The sequence below is a fragment of the Brevundimonas sp. GW821-FHT02A10 genome (genome assembly GCF_059422025.1).
In genome coordinates, this window is sequence record NZ_JBWKWC010000001.1 from 750,221 (window position 1) to 768,669 (window position 18,449).

Genomic DNA, 18,449 nt, shown 5'->3' on the forward strand with positions numbered 1-18,449 from the left:
GATACCTCCATGCGAAAGTCCCTGGCTGCCCTCAGCCTGGTTGCGATGACGTGCGCCGCCTGCGCCTCCGGCCCCGAGCAGGGTCCGGGAGGCCCCGGCGGCCCGGAAGGCGGTCCGCCGATGACGCCAGGGCTGTTCGTCAGCCCCTTCGGCGAGCCCTTCCGGTCACAGCCGGGAGAGCCCTACCCTGTCGCCGCCTGGTTCGCGGGCGCCGATGCGGATCACGACGGCAAGCTGACCCGCGCCGAATTCATGGCCGACGGGGTGCGCTGGTTCGACCAGCTGGACGTCAACAAGGACGGGGTCATCGGTCAGGCCGAGATCGCCGCCTATGAGGCCATGGCCGGTCAGCTGGGCGGCGGCATGGGTGGTCCCGGCGGTGGAATGGGCCGTCCGGGAGGTCCTGCTGGCGGAGGCGGCGGCTGGGGCGGTGGCCCCGGCGGCGCCTCCCTCGCCGACACCGATCAGGATGGCGGCATGGGTATGCCCGGCGGCGGGATGGGCGGCCCCGGCGGCGGCCGCGGCGGTCCGGACGGCGGCATGGGCGACGGCCCGCGCGGCGGCGGTCATCGCGGCGGCATGGCGGCGACCTCCATCCTCGCCATGGCCGGGCTTCTGAACGTGCCCGAACCGGTCAAGGCGGCCGACGTCGACATCAACCAGCGCGTCACGCCCGAGGAATGGGCCCGGGCCGGCGACCGCTGGTTCGACCTGCTGGATACGGACAAGGACGGCGTCCTGACCCTGGCCGAACTGCCCCGGACCCAGCTGCAGCAGCGCGGCGGCCCGGGCAGCCACGGCCGTGGTGGACGACGCCGCTAGTCGGTCGGGATCGGACGTCCGCGCCCGCTCTTGATGCCAGACCGGTGCGACTTGGCCACCAGCCGCCGCTCCTTCGAGGCCTTCGTCGGCCGCGTCGGCACGCGATAGGTCGGCGCCACAGACGCCTTGTCGACCAGCTCCTGCAGCCGCTCGATGGCGTCGGCGCGGTTGCGTTCCTGGGTGCGGAAACGGACGGCGGTGATCACAATCACCCCGTCCAGCGTCAGCCGGCTGCCCGCCAGCTTCATCAGCCGCTCGCGCACGGGATCGCGCAGCGAGGGCGAGTTCTTCACGTCGAACCGCATCTGGAGGGCGGTGGCCACCTTGTTGACGTTCTGGCCGCCCGGCCCGCCGGCGCGGAAGAAGCGGAACTCCAGTTCGCTCTCGGGAATGACGGTCATTGGGGCGGCGCCCCGGCCGCCTGCAGCGCCAACGCCCGCTTCGCTCTGACCACGGCCTGATCCAGCGCCTGAAGGAAGTTCGACCGATCCTTCGGCCCAAACGGCGGCGGGCCCGAGGTCGCCACCCCGATCGAGCGCAGATGCTCGCCCACCACCCGTCCGGCCAGGGCCGAGCCGATCATGTCGGGGGTGAAGAACTGGCCATTGGACTTGATCGCCTGCGCCCCCGATTTCAGGCAGCGGTCAGCCAGAGGGATGTCGGCGGTGATGACCACATCGCCGGTCACGGCGCGCTCGGCGATCCAGTCGTCGGCCACGTCCGGCCCCGCATCGACCACGACCTGTTCGATCCACTTCTCGCGCGGGGTGTTGATCCAGCTGTTGGACACCACGAACACCTTCAGGCCGTACCGCGCCCCCACGCGATAGACCTCGTCCTTCACCGGGCAGGCGTCGGCGTCGATGAAGAGGCGGGGCAGCACGGTCATGGGCGCCTTCTACCCCACGCCTCGCGAGAAATCAGCGCCCCGCGCTCAAGTCGGGAGCGACCGCGTCGCGACCATAGCGCCCCCAAAAGCAAAGCTTACAACCCGCGCTATTGCGGGTTGTAAGCCGCCGGCATGCCGCTCGGCTGCACGCCGCCGTTGCGATAGCGGTCGCGCAGCAGGAACTGGCGACTCGAGATCGGCTGTTCCTGACCGGCGATGAAGACATTGGTCGCCGTCGTCAGGGGCTCCAGCGGGTCGCCGGTCCAGACCACGACATCGGCGGCCGCGCCGGGCGTCAGTTCGCCCGCCTGACCGGCCTCGCCGAAGATCTTCGCCGGATTGACCGTCATGGCCGCGATGGCCGCCGCATAGGGCAGGCCGTGAGACACAGCGTTGCCGGCGTTGTAGCGCATCTCGCGGGCGCGGTGGATCGAGCCCTCATTGCCCTTGATGGCGATGGTCACGCCGGCCGCGTTCAGGGCCGCCGCATTCTCCATCCGCGCCGCCCGGGTCTCGAAATCGCCGGGCAGGTTGTCGATCGGATTGATCAGTGCGGGTACGCCTGCGGCGGCGATATCGGCGGCGACCAGCCAGCCCTCCTCGGCGCCGTCCAGGATGACCTTGACGCCCTCCTCCCTGGCCAGACGCAGCACCTGCTGGATGTCCGACGCGCGGTGCACGGTGACGATCAGCGGCATCGAGCCGTTGGCGACCGGGATCAGGGCCTCCAGATCGGCGCGCGACAGGCTGAGGTCGCGCAGGGCCGCGCGGTCATAGGCAGCCTTGTTGCGCGCATAGAGGCGGACCTCGGCCAGGGTTTCCTTGAACTGGATGAACTCGGCCCCACGCGCGCCGCCGGCGACACGGGCGCCCGCCTCGCCGAACGGGGCGATCATGGCCACGCGCGGCTTGACCAGAATGTCATTGCCTTGCGCCAGGGTGATGATGGCCGCCTGACCCGCGAACAGGCCCGGCGACTGCAGACCGCCGCCGCCCAGACCGGCGAAGTCGTCCTCGCCGTCGTCCTTGTGGTTGCCGCCGCCGCCACCCGGATGGTTCGGCACGACGATGGCCCGGGTGATGCCGCCCAGACGCGCCACCGGCAGGGTGAAGGACCAGGGGTCCAGCCCGTAGGAAACGTCGAACGAGGCCGAGATCGTATTGGCGCCGCTGGCCAGATCGTTGGAGCCCTGGACCGAGGACACTTCCGAACCGCCGAGGCCGCTGTCGACCGCGATGAAGCCCGGCGCGACAGTCTTGCCCGTGGCGTCGATGACGCGGGCGCCGGCCGGGGCCGGGCCGGTCCCGACCGAAACGATCCGGCCATTCTGGAGCACCACAGTGCCGTTCTCGATCACCGAGGTTCCGGTCAGCACCTTGCCGCCGGTGATGGCGACAGGCGTGGACTGGGCGAAGGCCGCGCCGCCGAGGGCGAGAGCCGCGACCGCGCCGAGGGCGGCGCTTTTCGTCATGAGGCGACGCATCAGCGGGCTCCCTCGTTCACGGTGGCGGCCGTCAGGCCATAGCCGGGCTGGCCCAGTTCGAAGTCAGAGGTGGGTTGATAGGCCGGATCGAACCGGTCGAAGGCCTTGCCGCCGTCGACGAAGACCTGATCGGCGCGGGCGTAGACCGAGAAGGGATCGGCGGACCAGATCACCACATCGGCACGCTTGCCGGCTTCCAGCGAACCCGTCTGGTCGGCGATGCCGATGGCCCGCGCGGCGTTCAGGGTGAACCAGGCGACCGCGTGTTCCTCGGAGATGTTCAGCCCGGCGGCGCGACCGGCGGCCAGCGTCGCCGCGGCTTCCTGATTGAGGCGCTGGGTCAGCTGCGGGTCGTCGGAGTGGATGACGGCGCAGGAGCCTTCCGGCGCATCGACCAGGGCGGCATTGGCCTCGACCGCATCCAGCCCTTCCATCTTGAAGCCCCACCAGCCCGACCACATGGCCGCGCAGACGTGCTCGCGGGCCAGCAGCGGCGCGATCTTGTAGGCCTCGATGGCGTGGTGGAAGGTGGTGACGCGGTAGCCGAACTCCTTGGCGATATCGAGCATGACGATCATCTCGTCGGCCCGGTAGCAATGGTTCTCGACCAGGATCTTGCCGTCCAGAACGTCGGCCAGGGTCTCGAGCTGCAGGTTGCGGGTGGGCGGATCGCCCTTGCCCGTGTCGCGCCACTTGTCCCACTTGGCCTTGTAGTCGCGCGCGGCGATGAAGGCGGCGCGATAGCCGGCGACATTGCCCATGCCGGTCGCGGGCGACTGGTTGCGCGAGCCATAGACGCGGCTGGGGTTCTCGCCACAGGCCATCTTCAGCGAATAGGGGGCGTCGGGCAGCTTCATGCCCTGGACGCTCATCGCCGGGACGTTGCGCAGGGTCACGCCGCGGCCGCCGAACAGATTGGCCGACCCCGGAAGGATGTGGAGCGTCGTCACCCCGCCGGCGCGGGCGGTGTTGAAGCCGGGATCCTGCGGCCAGACCGAATGCTCGGCCCAGACCTGGGCGGTGTTGGGGTTGGTCGCCTCATTGCCGTCCGACATCCCCTGCACGCCCGGCGAGGGATAGACGCCGAGGTGGCTGTGAACGTCGATCACGCCCGGGGTCACCCAGCGGCCGCGTGCGTCGATGACCGTATATCCGGCCGGGATGGCCAGATCGGCGCCGCCGACCGCCTGCACCTTGCCGTCGGCCATCAGGACGACGCCATTCTCGATCTTCTGGCCGGTTCCGGTGAAGACCGTCGCGCCCACGATCGCCGAGTTCTGGCGCGGCAGGGGCTGGTAGGTCGAGGGATAGGGATCGCGGTTGGCCGCATAGTCGAGGCCGGGCGCCAGAGGCTCAGGCGCCTTGCCCTCCGTGCTGGCGGTGGAAGAGGAGGAGGTTCCGGTCGTGGCGCAGGCCGACAGACCGAGCGCGCCGACCATGGCGCAGGCGAGCACGCCGAGGCTGACTCCCCGCAGGCGAGACATCTTCATGGATATTCCCCGTGTCCCCGACCACCGCCGGGCTTTCCGAACGGCGACATAGAAAGGGTGCGTTCCCCGGCCTGTAAAGGTCGAAAATCAGGAAGCGGACAATCTTGTCCGCACGCCCTCGTCGTCGAGATTGTCGACCGTGATCCTCTTCAACCGGGACTGGGCGCCGTGGGTCAGGGCGACCGACGATCGCGGAACGCCGAGTGTTTTCGCCAGCAGTTTGACAAGGGCTTCATTCGCCTCGCCTTCTATCGGGCGGGCGCGGACGCGGACCTTCAGCACGGGTCGTCCGGCGGCGTCCGCGGCCCAGCCGTCGATGCGATCGACGGACGCGCCCGGCGTCAGTTTGATCTCAAGACGGGCCAAGGCTCAGGCGGCGCGCGCCCGGTTTCTGAGCGAAAGGCAATAGCCGAAGGTGACGACCATCCCGAGGATCACCGCCCCGCATCCGACCACGACCGCCGTGTCGATGGGCAGGAACAGGAAGGCGCCGGCGTAGATCAGGCCGCTGATCACCATCGACCACGCCGCGACACGCTGGGCCTTTCGGGCGCAGGCGCTGGGAGTGAAGGTCTTGGGAATGCGGTTGCCGAAAGCGACGATCATCAGGCCCGTGGCGACGATGACGATCCGCGTCGTCATTTCCTGATCGATATAGCCGAGGTTTCGGGCCAGCGCGGCGACCAGTGCAACGACCAGAACGATACCACCCCAGGTGAAGCTGTGGATCAGGTCCTTTTTCATTTCGCAGGCTCCTCTGAAGGCGTCGACGGCTGGGCGTCGAGGCCGAATGAATGGACGAAGCCCAGCAGGGCCTCTTCAAGCACCGAGAGCTTCAGGTGGTAGACGACCGACTTTCCCGCCTTCTCCGCATGGACCAGGTCAGCCTCCTTCAGGACGGCGAAATGGGCCGACATGGTCGGTTTGGAGACGTCGAACCGGTCGCTGAGGTCGCCGGCCGTCATGGGTCCCTGACGGAGCAGCTGAAGCACCCGGCGGCGCGTCGGATCGGAAAGGGCCTTGAATACCGAGCTCATGAATCGACAATTAGCTAAATATCGAAATGAGTCAAGCGGTCTGTATGCGGGCATGAAAAAGGGCGCGGACCCTGCGGTCCGCGCCCCCGTTCGAAGCCTTTGCTCAGGGCTTAGCCCAGAGCGCTCATCAGCTCGGGAACGACGGTCTTGTAGTCGCCGACGATGCCGTAGTCCGCGACCTGGAAGATCGGAGCGTCGGGATCCTTGTTGATGGCGACGATGGTCTTGGAGTCCTTCATCCCGGCCAGGTGCTGGATGGCGCCCGAAATGCCGATGGCGATGTAGAGCTGCGGCGCCACGACCTTGCCGGTCTGACCGACCTGGTAGTCGTTCGGGGCGTAACCCGCGTCGACCGCGGCGCGCGAGGCGCCGATGGCGGCGCCCAGCTTGTCGGCCAGGGGCTCCATCACGGCGTGGAACTCTTCCGACGAGCCCAGGGCGCGGCCGCCCGAGACGATGATCTTGGCGGCGCCCAGTTCCGGACGGTCCGACTTGACCAGCTCTTCGCCGACGAAGGTCGTCTTGGGGGCTTCCGAACCGGCGACAGTCTCGACCGAAGCCGAACCGCCGTCCGCAGCGGCGGTGAAGCCGGTCGGACGCACGGTGATGATCTTCTTGGCGTCCGAAGACTGGACGGTCTCCAGCGCGTTGCCGGCGTAGATCGGGCGCACGAAGGTGTCGGCCGAGACGACCTCGACGATGTCCGAGATCGGGGCGACGTCCAGCTTGGCGGCGATGCGCGGCATGAAATTCTTGCCGTCCATGGTGGCGGGCGACAGGATCGCGTCATAGCCGGGCGCCAGGGCGATCACGGTCGCCTCGACGGCCTCGGCCAGGGTGTGACCCAGACCGGCGCTTTCGGCCAGCAGGACCTTGCGGACCCCGGCGATCTTGGCGGCGGCGTCAGCGGCGGCCTTCGCCCCCTGCCCGACGACCAGGATGTCCACGTCGCCGCCAATGGCGGTCGCGGCGGTGACGGTCTTGTTGGTGGTGTCGCGAACGGTCGAGCCGTCGTGATCGGCGATGACGAGGACGGCCATTTACAGGGCTCCCGCGGTCTTGAGTTTGGAGACGAGTTCGGCGGCGTCGGCCACCTTGATGCCGGCCGAGCGGGTCGCCGGAGCCGTGACCTTCAGGACCTTCAGCCGGTCGGCGACGTCCACGCCATAGTCGGCGACCGCCTTGACCGCGATCTCCTTCTTCTTGGCCTTCATGATGTTGGGCAGGCTGGCATAGCGCGGGGTGTTGAGGCGCAGGTCCACCGTGACCACCGCCGGCAGGGTCGCCGCGATGGTCTGCAGGCCGCCGTCGACTTCACGCGTCACGGTCGCCTTGCCATCGCCGATGACGACCTTGGAGGCGAAGGTGGCTTGAGGCCAGTCCAGCAGGGCCGCCAGCATCTGGCCGACGGCGTTGTTGTCGCCGTCGATCGACTGCTTGCCCATCAGGACCAGGTCGGGCTTCTCTTCCTCGACCACGGCCTTGAGCAGCTTGGCGATGGCCAGCGGCTCCAGGTCGGCGTCCGACTGGATCAGGATGCCGCGATCGGCGCCCATGGCCAGGGCCGTGCGGATGGTTTCCTGGGCCTGGGTCACCCCGATGGAGACGACCACGATCTCGGCGGCGGTGCCGGCGGCGTGGTGTTCCTTGCCTTCCTTCAGGCGCACGGCCTCTTCGACGGCGATTTCGTCGAACGGGTTCATGCTCATCTTGACGTTGGCGAGATCGACGCCCGTCTGATCCGCCTTGACGCGGGCCTTGACGTTATAGTCGATCACCCGTTTGACGGGGACGAGTACCTTCATGGGAAGCCTATCCATATCTTCGTCGAATTGTTGGGGCAGGGAATGGTACGGGCCGGAGCCCCTGTCAACGTAACGTAGCGTGAACTAAATGGGCCAATCCGCTCGGAAAGTTTGCAGAGAGAGCCTTGGAGAGAACTGATGAAACGCTTCCTGAGCATCAAACGCCTGAGCTTCATGTTCTTCGGCCTTTTCGCGGTTCTGGTCGCGGGCGCGATGACCTTCCAGGCCTTCTGGCTGAATCCCGGCAAGCGCTGCGAGGCCGACGGCAACTGGTACGATGTCGAGAGCCGCACCTGCGCGACCCCGATCTACATCCCCGACATCACCCATCGCCCCGCCGGCGTGACCCGCGCCGAGGCCTCGGCCGCCAAGAACGCGGAACTGGTCAAGCTGGAGAACGAGGTCGTCGTGCAGAAGGCCGCGATCGCCGCCGCCGTCCAGAAGGAGCGCGACAAGATGAAGGCCGAGGGGCACTGAAGTGGCGTTGGAAAAGGCCGGGATCGTCACGGTCGAAGAGCATCTGGTCTACGAGAATGCCTGGGTCAGTGTGTATGACGACGCGGTGAGATTCCCGGGCGGATCATCGGGGACCTACTACTACAGCCGCTGGAAGGCGCCCTACGGGGTGGCCATCGTGCCTGTCCTGGGTGAGCGGGTTCTTCTGCTTCGCAACTACCGTTATTCCGAGAAGGCCTGGTCGATCGAAATTCCCCAGGGCTTCGGCTCGGAGAACTCCACGCCTGAAGAAGATGCGGCGCGAGAGCTTCTCGAAGAGACCGGCCTGACTGCGACCAGCCTGACCCCGTTGATGAGACTTGGGGTCACCTATGCGACCCATGTGTTCATCGCCCGGATCGATCCCTCGGCCTCACCAAACCCTTCAGGCGCCGAGGCGACCGAAAGCATCGACGACTTTCTCTATATGCAGACCCGGGACATATCGCCTGACGCCTTGGCTGCAATCGGAGTCTTCGACGGGGGCAGCGTCGCCGCCCTGCTCGCCTTCGCCCAAACGCAGATCTGACGCCTCTAGCTGACCACGATCTCCTTTGCGAAGGAGGAGCTCTCAATGACGGTCTCCTCAAGGGCCAGTGTCTCTCCAACGTTGTGGGAAGTGAGATAGTCTCTCAGCCGCTTGACCTGCAGCGTGTGTTTGGCGTGGTCGAGATAGGGACGCGCGCCATCGTTCTCTATTCTGGCTCTGATGGCGTCAAAAATGATCTTTACGCTCATCACGGCGCACAACTCGCCCACACGTCCCATCCAGTCCCAATCCAGCATCAGGCAGTCGGTCGCCGCCCAGACGTGGTCGATTCCGGTCATGACACGCTTTCGAATCTGCCGCCGATCAGCCGCCGGGCTGTGCACCAGCAAGTCAGGTCGGCAGGAGATAATGCGATCCTCAATCCGCAGGTTGAGTTCCGTGTAGGCAAGAGCGACTTCGTCGAGTCGGCGAGCGTCATCGCCGACCTGTTGCGCCAGCCTCAAATAGGTTCGACGTTCTTCGCAGTTCCGAAGGAACTCGATGTCATCGAGGCTCAGCCAATTCACTCCCTCGATGAAGTGGACATGATCCAGCTTCATCGCCACGGTGGTTGGCCCACCGATATCGACGGCGCCGCGTTCGCCGCCTCGCAGGAGAGCGAACGAACCGGCGTGTTCGTTCGAATAGATCGGATTCAGTCCGATAGTCGTGGGAAGGTTCGACACATAGGCCGCGTCCGTAAAGGTTTTCATGAGCGATTTCAGGTCGAAACCTCGCCCGATGCCGGCCTTGGTCATGGCTTCCGGCAAACGATCTTGCAGAAAGGCGCGCCCCAGTCCGCCGTCGAGCTCAGCCATCCTTCCCGCCTCAAGTAGGTCCTCGAACCGCTGAAAATCCGCATCGCTGAGCAGCCGGCCGAACTCGGTGCGCATGACGGACTCGCTGGTTCGGGTGAAATTCGCCCTGACCTCCCTATAGGGCCATGGGATGACCCGCGCGTGCCGTTCCATGAACTCCAGATCACCCGTTCCAGACATATGTCTGCGACCAGGTCTGATCTTGCCCTCGCGCTCGAATGCGTTGTTCACCTCGACCAGGGGCATGATTGCGTCCGGATTCTCACCACCTCCCTGACGAATGGCGAGCCCGAGCCGCTTCTCCTTGAACAGTTCCCGAATGACCCCGTCCTCGTTTGCAAGATCTCGCAAATTGGTGGCGCATATCGCCTGATTGTCAGAAAAGACGATGCCGTCGTTGAGGATCACGTTGAGGACGATGTGGGCCTTGAAGCCACGACGGTACTTGGGGTCGCTCGCAAATGCGCTGCTGTCGTCGGCCAGAAGCGTGTAGCAATCGCTGGATCCGACTTCGTCCACCTTCCCCACCCCGATAAAGTATCATCGATATACGAGCAAAGCTTGACGTTTCCCGTTAGTCAACGGGAATGGCCCGAGCCCATTGTGGCGTGGGAATGTGCTAAGGCCTTCGACATGAGCAAGCCGAGCGACGAATTCACTGCCCCCCCGACCGACGACATCCCCGGCGAGACCCCGATCCAGAAGGCGCTGCGCCTGAAGAAGGCGGTTCAGGACGCCAAGCCCAAGCCGCCGCGCGGCGGCCGCTTCCAGCGCGAACAGGCCGCCCGCGTCGCCGCAGGCAAGTCCAAGCCCTGGATGTCGAAGTAGGCCTGGATGTCAGCGCGCCCTGAGCCCAAGGTCGTGCTCTGCCTTCCCCTGTCCGACGAAGCGCTTCTCGCGCCCTTCGTCGAAGATTGCCTGGCGGACAATGTTTCGCTGATCGCCGTCCATGGCGAAGACTGCGAACGGATTGAAGACCTGATCGATTGGGTCATCGTCGGCGACGGAACCGATGAGCACCGCCACATCACGACGTCCAGCCATCCCGGCGAAACCCTGGAAGAGGTGCTGGAGTTGGCTGCCTTCTGGAGGGTGAATGCCGATGGCCCGACCAGAGTGGTCAGGCTCTGACCGACCCTACCGCGTCCCGCCCGGAACCCACTTCACATCGTCCGCCCCGTTCGCATTGGCGCGGCGGGCAGCGACGAACAGATGGTCGGACAGGCGGTTCAGATAGCGCAAGGCTTCGGGCGTCACCGGCGTTCCGGTCTCGACGAGGCGAATGGCGTCGCGCTCGGCCCGACGGGCGACCGTCCGCGCCAGATGCAGATAGGTGGCCAGCGGCGAGCCGCCCGGCAGGATGAAGCTGTCCAGCGCCTTCAGGCTCTCGTTCATCCAGTCGATCTCGGCCTCCAGCCGGTCGATCTGCGAGGCCACGATACGCAGCGCCTCCCACTTCGGCGGCGGATCCAGCGGCGTGGCGAGGTCGGCGCCCAGATCGAACAGCTCGTTCTGGATGCGGCCCAGCATGGCGTCGATGCGGTCATTCTGGCCCGAATGCAGCCGGGCCACGCCGATGACGGCGTTCAGTTCGTCGACCGTGCCATAGGCCTCGACCCGGACATCGGTCTTGGACACCCGCGCGCCCGAGGCCAGGCCGGTCGTGCCGGCGTCGCCGGTGCGGGTGTAGATCTTGTTCAGGACGACCATGGCCTCAGGCCCCGTGCGTCGATTTCCACCACAGGCCGGCGACCAGAAGCACCACCGCCGTGGCCTGCAGCGCGACGCGCAGCCGCATCAGCTTGTTGGAGTTGGACCGCGCATAGTCCCCGCCCCGATAGAGCGAATACAGGCCAAAGCCCAGGGTGATCGCGACGGCCAGAACCGACAGCGGGATCAGGATATTGAACAGGGTTCCCATGGACCGACCCTAACCCATCGCCGATCGGGACGGGAGCGGATTTCGCGCCTCACCCCCTGGGCCGCGCCCGATACCGCATCGCCACATCGCAACGGGCGTAGCGCGCGCCGAACCGCGCCATGATGTCGGCGTCGTGAACGAAGCCCAGCTTCTCATACAGATGGATGGCCGGGGCGCATTTCGAGTTGGTCAGCAGATAGAGGGTCTCCGCCCCCAGTTGCCCCGCCCGGGCGATGACCGCCTCCAGCAGCACCTCCCCAACCTTCAGGCCGCGCGCCGTCTCCCGCACGCCCATCTTGGTCAGTTCGAACTGGTTCTCGCCGGTCTTCTGCAGGGCGCAGGTCCCGACCACGCCCAGATCGCCTGCTTTCGCGAACAGGACGTCGCCGCCGGGATTGATGATCCGGGCGCGGGGGTTCTCCAGCACCTCCCGGTCCGTCGGCTCCAGCACGAACATCGAGGATATCCATTCGGCGTTGATGTCGTGGAAGTCGCCGGCCAGGCTGTCGTCGAAGGGCAGGATCTCCACCATCGGCCGGACGCTGGCTCCGCCCCACTCGTTGAGAGGTTTTTCAGTCAATCGCGCCTCGATGGCGTCCAGCTGTTCCAACAGATTTCCCTTCAACTCCGCGCACAGGGCGACCACTGCCGCCTCAACCGCCGGCCAGACCGCGACCCGCGACCGGGCCATCAGCTCCAGACCCTCGGGGCTCAGCCGCACCGTCCGCCGCCGACGGTCCGATGACGGCGTCGCTGCCTCAATAAGTCCCATCTCCATCAGCTTCGCCACCGTCCGGGTCACGCCCGGCTGGCTGACCCCCGTCGCCTTGACGAGATCGCCGACGCCCAGCGGGCCATGTCGATCCAGCGCCGCCAGCACCGGATACTGCGCCGGCTGCACGGGCAGGCCGGCCTGCTCCACCACCTTGAGCACATCGGCCTGCATGCTCTCGCCGATCCGCTTCAGACGGCTGCCGAGGAACAGATAAGGCCGTTCGCGAATGACGTCAGAGACCATAGCGCATCCAATTACATAACTCGATATATAACTGCATATACAATCTCAAACGGTCAAGCGGGTTAATGCCCCGGTCACCGTGTTCACAGGGGCCTTGGTCAACCTTTCCTGCGTACGGTGGCGCTTCCTCCCCGGGATCCTTGATGACCGACCGCTCGATCCGAAACCTGGCCAACCTGCGCGACTCGGCGTCGACCGCCCGTGTGCTCAACCTCACGGCTGTCCATCATGCGCACGGCCACACCGAGGAATGGGCGGATGCGCCCCTGTTCAAAAACCCGCTTCTCAACCGGGCCCTGCTGATCAAGCACCGCCTGCGCCGTGACGAGCTCGACCGGTTCCGCTTGCGGCGGCACGTGGCCACCAAGATCGTCCTGCCGATTGACGCCGGCGACCTGCGCGTCGGCGGCCGCTACATCTTCGTCGGCGAGATGGGTTATGAGGCGACGATGCAGCAGGTGTTCGGCATCGGCCTGGAACACCCCGACATCGCCACCCTGAAGGTCATGGACGCCCTGCCCGGCCTCGACCCCTTCCTGTTGCGCGAGGCCCTGCGCCGTAGCGGCGTCACTCCCGCCACCTGCTATTTCAATCTGTCGGAAGCGGACCTCGGCGCGATGATCGCCTTCGTCGGCGACGAGATTACCCCGCTGGTCGACCTGTCGATGGGCCCGGACGCCGATCTCTCGGCCGACAATCCGGTCGCGCGCCTGACCGACAAGATCCTGTCCAACTCGGCCGGCGACGACCTCAGCGCGCTCGGCCAGACCCTCCGGCTTAAGCCCGAGGAGTATGAGGAAGGCATCTTTTGCTGGAAGGGCTTCCTCTATTACAAATGGGTCCTGCGCGGCGTCATCGGCGATGTCGGGGCGGTGGTGGAGGCCGTCCGCACCGTCAAGCCGCGTGGCCGCCCCACCAGCCAGCAATATGTCGCCCTAGATCGCAGCCGCGAGACGGTGCGCCGCCGCATCCTGGCCACCTGCGACAGCACCGCGGGCATGCTGCGCGTCTATGACGACGCCTTCGCCGGCATGACCCAGCACGGCGATCCCGCCGGCTTCCGCGACTTCCTGCGCGATGCCCCTCACCTGTTCGCCAAGCTGGGCGAGCGACTGGGGGCGGTCCAGCACATCGTCAGCTTCTGGAACTACCGGATGGCGCCTGGCAAACCGGCCCCGTCGCCGGAAGAACTGCTCGACCTCCTCGCCGATTTCGAGATCAGCCTGACCGGCCGCGACGACGACACCGGCGGGATTTCACTGGCGGCCTGAACAAAGAAAAAGCCCCGCGACACCGTCGCGGGGCTCTTTCGTTCGGGCTTTCGCCCTCACTCAGTAACGGTAGGCTTCCGGCTTGAACGGGCCTTCGGTCGGCACGCCGATGTAGGCGGCCTGATCCGGGGTCAGCACGGTGAGCTTGGCGCCCAGCTTGCCGAGGTGGAGCATGGCGACCTTCTCGTCGAGGTGCTTGGGCAGGGTGTAGACTTGGTTCTCGTAGGACTTGATGTTAGTCCACAGTTCGATCTGGGCCAGGGTCTGGTTGGTGAACGAGGCCGACATCACGAACGAGGGGTGACCCGTGGCGTTACCCAGGTTCACCAGGCGGCCTTCCGAAAGCAGGATGATCTTCTTGCCGTCCGGGAACTCGATGTGGTGCACCTGCGGCTTGATCTCGTCCCACTTGAAGTTCTTCAGGCCGGCGACCTGAATCTCCGAGTCGAAGTGACCGATGTTGCAGACGATGGCGTTGTTCTTCATCGCGCGCATGTGCTCGACGCGGATGACGTCCTTGTTGCCCGTCGTGGTGACGAAGATGTCGGCCTTGTCGGCGACGTCTTCCAGGGTCTGGACGTCATAGCCTTCCATGGCGGCCTGCAGGGCGCAGATCGGGTCGATTTCGGTGACGATGACGCGGGCGCCGCCGTTGCGCAGCGAAGCGGCCGAGCCCTTGCCCACGTCGCCGTAGCCGCAGACCACCGCGACCTTGCCCGACAGCATGACGTCGGTGCCGCGACGGATCGCGTCGACCAGCGATTCACGGCAGCCGTACAGGTTGTCGAACTTCGACTTGGTGACGCTGTCGTTGACGTTGATGGCGGGGAACGGCAGGTCGCCCTTCTTGGCCATTTCGTACAGGCGGTGAACGCCCGTGGTGGTTTCTTCCGACACGCCGCCGATGGCCTCGCGGATCGCGGTGTAGAAGCCGGGCTTCTCGGCGATGTAGCGCTTCATGACCTTGAAGAGGGCTTCCTCTTCTTCGTTCTGCGGGTTCGAGATCAGCGACAGGTCCTTCTCGGCCTTCGGACCGAGCACGCACAGCAGGGTGGCGTCGCCGCCGTCGTCCAGGATCAGGTTCGGATAGCCGCCGTCAGCCCATTCGAAGATCTTGTGGGCGTAGTCCCAGTACTCTTCCAGGGTTTCGCCCTTGGTGGCGAAGACCGGGGTGCCGTTGGCGGCGATGGCGGCCGCGGCGTGGTCCTGGGTCGAGAAGATGTTGCACGAGGCCCAGCGGACGTCGGCGCCCAGGGCTTCCAGCGTCTGGATCAGGACGGCGGTCTGGATCGTCATGTGCAGCGAGCCGGCGATGCGGGCGCCCTTCAGGATCTGCTGCTTGCCGAACTCCTCGCGCAGAGCCATCAGGCCCGGCATTTCGGTTTCGGCGATGGCGATTTCCTTGTTGCCGAACGGGGCGAGCGAGATGTCGCGGACGATGTAGTCGGTCATGCAGGAGGCTCCTGGAGCGCACGGCCTCGGCCGGTCGCGAATTGGCGGTTGAGCGCCCTATAGCCCGCCCGGGTGAATGGGGCAATAAACATATAAGGATATCCTTATGTGAGCGCGGTCGCTTGGCGCAGGCGATCGACAGGTCTACGGATTCCGCATGGCCGACGACGCATCCCCGATCCGCACCGCTTCTTTTGACCTCAGCCTGCCGCGCCACGACTGGACGCTGGACCAGGTCGAGGCCCTGTTCGCCCGCCCCTTCATGGAGCTTGTGTTCGAGGCGGCGACCGTTCACCGCCGCTGGTTCGACCCGTCCGAGGTCCAGAAGTCCCAGCTGCTGTCGATCAAGACCGGCGGCTGCGCCGAGAACTGCGGCTACTGCAGCCAGTCGGCCAGCTTCGACACGGGCCTGAAGGCCGAAAAGCTGATGGACGCCACCGCCGTCATCGCCGAGGCCATGGCCGCCAAGGCCGGCGGCGCGTCGCGCTTCTGCATGGGGGCGGCCTGGCGCGAGCTGAAGGACCGCGACACCCCGAAACTGGCGACCATGATCGCGGGGGTGAAGGCCCTGGGTCTGGAGACCTGCGCGACGCTCGGCATGCTGACCGCCGACCAGGCGCAGCAGCTCAAGGACGCCGGGCTGGACTACTACAATCACAACCTCGACACCGGGCCGGAGTACTACGCCGAGGTCGTCACGACGCGGACGTATCAGGACCGGCTCGACACCCTCCAGCACGTGCGCGACGCCGGCATGTCGACCTGCTGCGGCGGCATCGTCGGCATGGGCGAGAGCCGTCGCGACCGCGCCGGCCTGCTGCACGCCCTGGCCACCCTGCCCGAACATCCCGACAGCCTGCCGGTCAATGCCCTGGTGCCCGTCACCGGCACCCCGCTGGGCGAACGCGTCCTGAAGACCGGCGAGATCGATCCGATCGAGTTCGTGCGCACCGTCGCCGTCGCCCGTCTGGTCTGCCCGAAGGCCATGGTCCGACTGTCGGCGGGTCGCGAGACCATGAGCCCGGAGATGCAGGCGCTTTGCTTCCTCGCCGGCGCCAACTCCATCTTCGTCGGCGGCAAACTCCTGACCACGCCGAACCCCGAGCAGGATGAGGACGCGAAACTGTTCGCCCTGCTCGACCTGAAGCCGATGCAGCCGGCGCACGCCTGATCCTCACATGAAGATCTTCACGCCCATTCTGGCGGGCGCCACCCTGCGCGACCGCGCCATCGCCTGTCTGGGCGCCCTGTTCGGTATCGCCGCGACCGGGCTGGTCAGCCGCGCGATCCTCGGCGACCTCGAGCTGGCCATGCTGCTGGCCGCGCCGCTGGGCGCCTCGGCGGTGTTGGTGTTCGCGGTTCCGGCCAGCCCCATGGGTCAGCCCTGGCCGGTGATCGGCGGCAATGTCGTCTCGGCCTTGGCCGGGGTCGTGGCGGCCCACCTGATCCCTGAGCCGATGATCGCGGCCGGTGCCGCCGTGGCCCTGTCGATCGCCGCCATGTCGGCGACGCGCAGCCTGCATCCGGCCGGCGGCGGCTCCGCTTTGGTCGCGGCCCTCGGCGGCCCGGCCCTCGCCAGCCACGGCTGGTTGTTCGCCTTCGTGCCGATCGGCCTGAACGCCGTGCTGGTCGTCGCGTCGGGATGGCTGTTCCATCGCTTCACCGGCCATGCCTATCCGCACAAGGCCGTTCCGCTTCCCGTCGCGCCCCCGCCGTCCATCACCGAGGCGGACATCAAGGCTGCGCTGGAGACCTTTGGCGAGCCGCTGGACGTCAGCGCCGCCGACCTTCGGACCATCGCCAACCTGGCCGCCGCCACAGCCCATCAGCGTCCGTAACCCGGCCTTAAACGCTGTTGGTTAAGGTCGGCGCATGAACCGTCGCGCCCTCTTTACGCTCGCCCCGCTCGCTGGCGTCGCCCTCGTCGCGGCCGCCCTGCCCGCCCATGCCTCCGGCGGGGGCGAAGGTGGTGAAGGCGAGGCGCCCAAGGACAGCTTCATGCGGTTGAGCACCCTCACCGCGACCGTGGTGCGGCCCGATGGTCAGCGCGGCGTGATGACGGTCGAGATCGGCCTCGATGTTCCGGACGCCGAACTTCACACCAAGGCGACCCAGGCCATTCCGCGCCTGGCCGACGCCCACAATTCGGTGATTCAGACCACCGCCGGGACCCTGCTGCCCGGACAGGCGCCCGACCTCACCCAACTGGCCCATGACCTTCAGGTCGCGACCTTCAAGATCCTGAAGAAGCGCGGCGCCGTCGTGCTGCTGGGCACGGTGATGGTGCTTTAAGCGGGCGCTATGCTCGCGACGCGGTCGCTCACGGCTTGAGCGCGCATCCGCTCCGCTCATCCCCGCGACGGCGGGACCCTAGTCTTTGGTCGGACTGACCGCGTTGGCGTCGCCATAGGTCAGGGCCAGGAAGACGTCTTCCAGATCCGGATCCTCGGTCGTGATGTCGGCGATGGTCACCCCGGCGGCGCGGACCGCGGCCAGGACGTGCTCGACCGACGACTGGCCCTTCTTGTAGCTGATGGCGAAGGCGCCGTTGGCCCGGGCGACCACGTCGAAACCGGCGACCGTCGGCAGACCGTCCAGCGCATGTTCGGGCGTCACCACGACATTACGCGTATCCAGACGGCGCAACAGCTGCGGCGTCGGCTCGCAGGCCACGACCTCGCCCCGGTTCATGATGGCGATGGTGTCGCAGAGCTCCTGCGCCTCTTCCAGATAGTGGGTGGTCAGCAGGATGGTCACGCCCTCGGCGTTGATGCGACGGACATACTCCCACAGCTGGCGACGCAGCTCGACGTCCACGCCCGCGGTCGGCTCGTCCAGGATCAGGATCGGCGGATTGTGCACCAGGGCCTTGGCCACCATCAGCCGGCGCTTCATCCCGCCCGACAGGGCGCGGACATAGGCATTGGCCTTGTCCGACAGGCCGAGCGCGGCCAGCAACTCGTCAGAGCGCCGCTCATTGGCCGGCACGCCGTAGAAACCCGCCTGCACCTCCAGCGCCTCGCGCGGGGTGAAGAAGACGTCGGCGACGATCTCCTGCGGTACGACGCCGAGCGCGGCGCGGGCGTCGCGCGGCTGCTTGTCGATGTCGCGGCCCCAGATGGCGGCGGTCCCGCCGGTCTTGTTGACAATCCCGGCCAGGATGTTGATCAGGGTCGACTTGCCCGCCCCGTTCGGACCCAGCAGGCCGAACATCGAGCCGCGCGGGATCACCAGATCCACGCCGCGCAGGGCGGTCTTGGGGGGCGCCTTCTTGGTCCCGGCGTAGGTCTTCTCCAGCCCGCGCACCTCGATGGCGTTGACGGGCAGGGCTTCGGTCTCGGTCATGCGTCGGCTTTGGTCGGAGAACGCGCGGAACAGCGCGCCGCATAGGTATGCCGCCTGCCCCGGTTCGCCAAGG

24 protein-coding genes are annotated in these 18,449 nt (G+C 66.6%); 9 read left to right on the forward strand and 15 right to left on the reverse strand.

Going from position 1 to position 18,449, the window contains the following annotated elements:
* Positions 1 to 9: 9 nt before the first annotated feature.
* Positions 10 to 822: an EF-hand domain-containing protein gene (locus AC07U0_RS03300; protein ID WP_494718598.1), complete on the forward strand. Its 813-nt coding sequence runs from the start codon at positions 10 to 12 to the stop codon at positions 820 to 822.
* Here AC07U0_RS03300 and arfB read toward each other — a convergent pair.
* From arfB to AC07U0_RS03345, 9 genes are all read right to left on the reverse strand, one after another.
* Entirely contained in the window at positions 819 to 1,223 is a 405-nt protein-coding gene (gene arfB, locus AC07U0_RS03305) for an alternative ribosome rescue aminoacyl-tRNA hydrolase ArfB (RefSeq protein WP_494718599.1), read from the reverse strand. The two genes, AC07U0_RS03300 and arfB, sit on opposite strands and share 4 nt — an antisense overlap.
* Positions 1,220 to 1,711 (reverse strand): YaiI/YqxD family protein, encoded by a 492-nt coding sequence (locus tag AC07U0_RS03310; protein WP_494718600.1) that lies wholly within the window; start codon positions 1,709 to 1,711, stop codon positions 1,220 to 1,222. Before AC07U0_RS03310 ends, arfB begins: the two co-directional genes overlap by 4 nt.
* A gap of 107 nt (positions 1,712 to 1,818) precedes the next feature.
* Positions 1,819 to 3,195, reverse strand: coding sequence for an amidohydrolase family protein (locus AC07U0_RS03315; protein WP_494718601.1), 1,377 nt, complete (start codon positions 3,193 to 3,195; stop codon positions 1,819 to 1,821).
* On the reverse strand, positions 3,195 to 4,685 hold the full coding sequence (locus AC07U0_RS03320; protein WP_494718602.1) for an amidohydrolase: 1,491 nt from the start codon (positions 4,683 to 4,685) through the stop codon (positions 3,195 to 3,197). Before AC07U0_RS03320 ends, AC07U0_RS03315 begins: the two co-directional genes overlap by 1 nt.
* Positions 4,686 to 4,772: 87 nt before the next feature.
* Positions 4,773 to 5,051: a DUF167 domain-containing protein gene (locus AC07U0_RS03325; RefSeq protein ID WP_494718603.1), complete on the reverse strand. Its 279-nt coding sequence runs from the start codon at positions 5,049 to 5,051 to the stop codon at positions 4,773 to 4,775.
* 3 nt (positions 5,052 to 5,054) lie between these two features.
* On the reverse strand, positions 5,055 to 5,429 hold the full coding sequence (locus AC07U0_RS03330; protein WP_494718604.1) for an SdpI family protein: 375 nt from the start codon (positions 5,427 to 5,429) through the stop codon (positions 5,055 to 5,057).
* A complete protein-coding gene (locus AC07U0_RS03335; protein WP_494718605.1) occupies positions 5,426 to 5,722 on the reverse strand; it encodes an autorepressor SdpR family transcription factor in 297 nt (98 codons plus the stop codon). The genes AC07U0_RS03330 and AC07U0_RS03335 overlap by 4 nt, the downstream gene beginning before the upstream one ends.
* A gap of 110 nt (positions 5,723 to 5,832) precedes the next feature.
* Positions 5,833 to 6,762, reverse strand: coding sequence for an electron transfer flavoprotein subunit alpha/FixB family protein (locus tag AC07U0_RS03340; RefSeq protein WP_494718606.1), 930 nt, complete (start codon positions 6,760 to 6,762; stop codon positions 5,833 to 5,835).
* Positions 6,763 to 7,527: an electron transfer flavoprotein subunit beta/FixA family protein gene (locus tag AC07U0_RS03345; protein WP_492946750.1), complete on the reverse strand. Its 765-nt coding sequence runs from the start codon at positions 7,525 to 7,527 to the stop codon at positions 6,763 to 6,765.
* Between the two features lie 138 nt (positions 7,528 to 7,665).
* Here AC07U0_RS03345 and AC07U0_RS03350 point away from each other — a divergent pair, with 138 nt between their 5' ends.
* The gene (locus AC07U0_RS03350) at positions 7,666 to 8,004 is read left to right on the forward strand and encodes a hypothetical protein (RefSeq protein WP_494718607.1); all 339 of its coding nucleotides are present in this window, start codon (positions 7,666 to 7,668) and stop codon (positions 8,002 to 8,004) included.
* A 1-nt stretch (position 8,005) separates the two neighbouring features.
* Positions 8,006 to 8,551 carry an NUDIX domain-containing protein gene (locus AC07U0_RS03355; protein ID WP_494718608.1) on the forward strand — a complete coding sequence of 182 codons (546 nt, stop codon included), beginning with the start codon at positions 8,006 to 8,008 and terminating at the stop codon, positions 8,549 to 8,551.
* A gap of 5 nt (positions 8,552 to 8,556) precedes the next feature.
* Here AC07U0_RS03355 and AC07U0_RS03360 read toward each other — a convergent pair whose 3' ends face one another.
* Positions 8,557 to 9,888: a hypothetical protein gene (locus AC07U0_RS03360; protein WP_494718609.1), complete on the reverse strand. Its 1,332-nt coding sequence runs from the start codon at positions 9,886 to 9,888 to the stop codon at positions 8,557 to 8,559.
* 114 nt (positions 9,889 to 10,002) lie between these two features.
* Here AC07U0_RS03360 and AC07U0_RS03365 point away from each other — a divergent pair, with 114 nt between their 5' ends.
* Together AC07U0_RS03365 and AC07U0_RS03370 are read left to right on the forward strand one after the other, a co-directional pair.
* Positions 10,003 to 10,197: a hypothetical protein gene (locus AC07U0_RS03365; protein WP_494718610.1), complete on the forward strand. Its 195-nt coding sequence runs from the start codon at positions 10,003 to 10,005 to the stop codon at positions 10,195 to 10,197.
* A 33-nt stretch (positions 10,198 to 10,230) separates the two neighbouring features.
* Positions 10,231 to 10,500 (forward strand): DUF7684 family protein, encoded by a 270-nt coding sequence (locus AC07U0_RS03370; protein ID WP_494718611.1) that lies wholly within the window; start codon positions 10,231 to 10,233, stop codon positions 10,498 to 10,500.
* A 6-nt stretch (positions 10,501 to 10,506) separates the two neighbouring features.
* On the opposite strand, the gene AC07U0_RS03375 is transcribed toward AC07U0_RS03370, so the two are convergent.
* The 3 genes from AC07U0_RS03375 to AC07U0_RS03385 are packed head-to-tail and all read right to left on the reverse strand — an operon-like array spanning position 10,507 to position 12,308.
* Positions 10,507 to 11,079, reverse strand: coding sequence for a cob(I)yrinic acid a,c-diamide adenosyltransferase (locus tag AC07U0_RS03375; protein ID WP_494718612.1), 573 nt, complete (start codon positions 11,077 to 11,079; stop codon positions 10,507 to 10,509).
* Between the two features lie 4 nt (positions 11,080 to 11,083).
* Entirely contained in the window at positions 11,084 to 11,290 is a 207-nt protein-coding gene (locus tag AC07U0_RS03380; RefSeq protein WP_494718613.1) for a twin transmembrane helix small protein, read from the reverse strand.
* A gap of 49 nt (positions 11,291 to 11,339) precedes the next feature.
* Positions 11,340 to 12,308 (reverse strand): bifunctional helix-turn-helix transcriptional regulator/GNAT family N-acetyltransferase, encoded by a 969-nt coding sequence (locus AC07U0_RS03385; protein ID WP_494718614.1) that lies wholly within the window; start codon positions 12,306 to 12,308, stop codon positions 11,340 to 11,342.
* Between the two features lie 143 nt (positions 12,309 to 12,451).
* On the opposite strand from AC07U0_RS03385, the gene AC07U0_RS03390 reads away from it, so the two are divergent.
* Complete coding sequence (locus tag AC07U0_RS03390) at positions 12,452 to 13,579, forward strand: hypothetical protein (protein ID WP_494718615.1); 1,128 nt, start codon at positions 12,452 to 12,454, stop codon at positions 13,577 to 13,579.
* 60 nt (positions 13,580 to 13,639) lie between these two features.
* Here the strand turns inward: AC07U0_RS03390 and ahcY are convergent, their stop codons facing one another.
* Positions 13,640 to 15,031: an adenosylhomocysteinase gene (ahcY, locus tag AC07U0_RS03395; RefSeq protein WP_494718616.1), complete on the reverse strand. Its 1,392-nt coding sequence runs from the start codon at positions 15,029 to 15,031 to the stop codon at positions 13,640 to 13,642.
* A gap of 157 nt (positions 15,032 to 15,188) precedes the next feature.
* Between ahcY and bioB the strand changes: the two genes are divergently transcribed.
* The 3 genes from bioB to AC07U0_RS03410 are packed head-to-tail and all read left to right on the forward strand — an operon-like array spanning position 15,189 to position 17,323.
* Positions 15,189 to 16,202: a biotin synthase BioB gene (gene bioB, locus AC07U0_RS03400; RefSeq protein WP_494718617.1), complete on the forward strand. Its 1,014-nt coding sequence runs from the start codon at positions 15,189 to 15,191 to the stop codon at positions 16,200 to 16,202.
* A gap of 7 nt (positions 16,203 to 16,209) precedes the next feature.
* The gene (locus AC07U0_RS03405) at positions 16,210 to 16,869 is read left to right on the forward strand and encodes an HPP family protein (protein WP_494718618.1); all 660 of its coding nucleotides are present in this window, start codon (positions 16,210 to 16,212) and stop codon (positions 16,867 to 16,869) included.
* Between the two features lie 34 nt (positions 16,870 to 16,903).
* Positions 16,904 to 17,323, forward strand: coding sequence for a Tat pathway signal protein (locus AC07U0_RS03410; RefSeq protein ID WP_494718619.1), 420 nt, complete (start codon positions 16,904 to 16,906; stop codon positions 17,321 to 17,323).
* Between the two features lie 78 nt (positions 17,324 to 17,401).
* Here AC07U0_RS03410 and AC07U0_RS03415 read toward each other — a convergent pair whose 3' ends face one another.
* On the reverse strand, positions 17,402 to 18,376 hold the full coding sequence (locus AC07U0_RS03415) for an ABC transporter ATP-binding protein (protein ID WP_492946738.1): 975 nt from the start codon (positions 18,374 to 18,376) through the stop codon (positions 17,402 to 17,404).
* Positions 18,377 to 18,449: the final 73 nt, after the last annotated feature.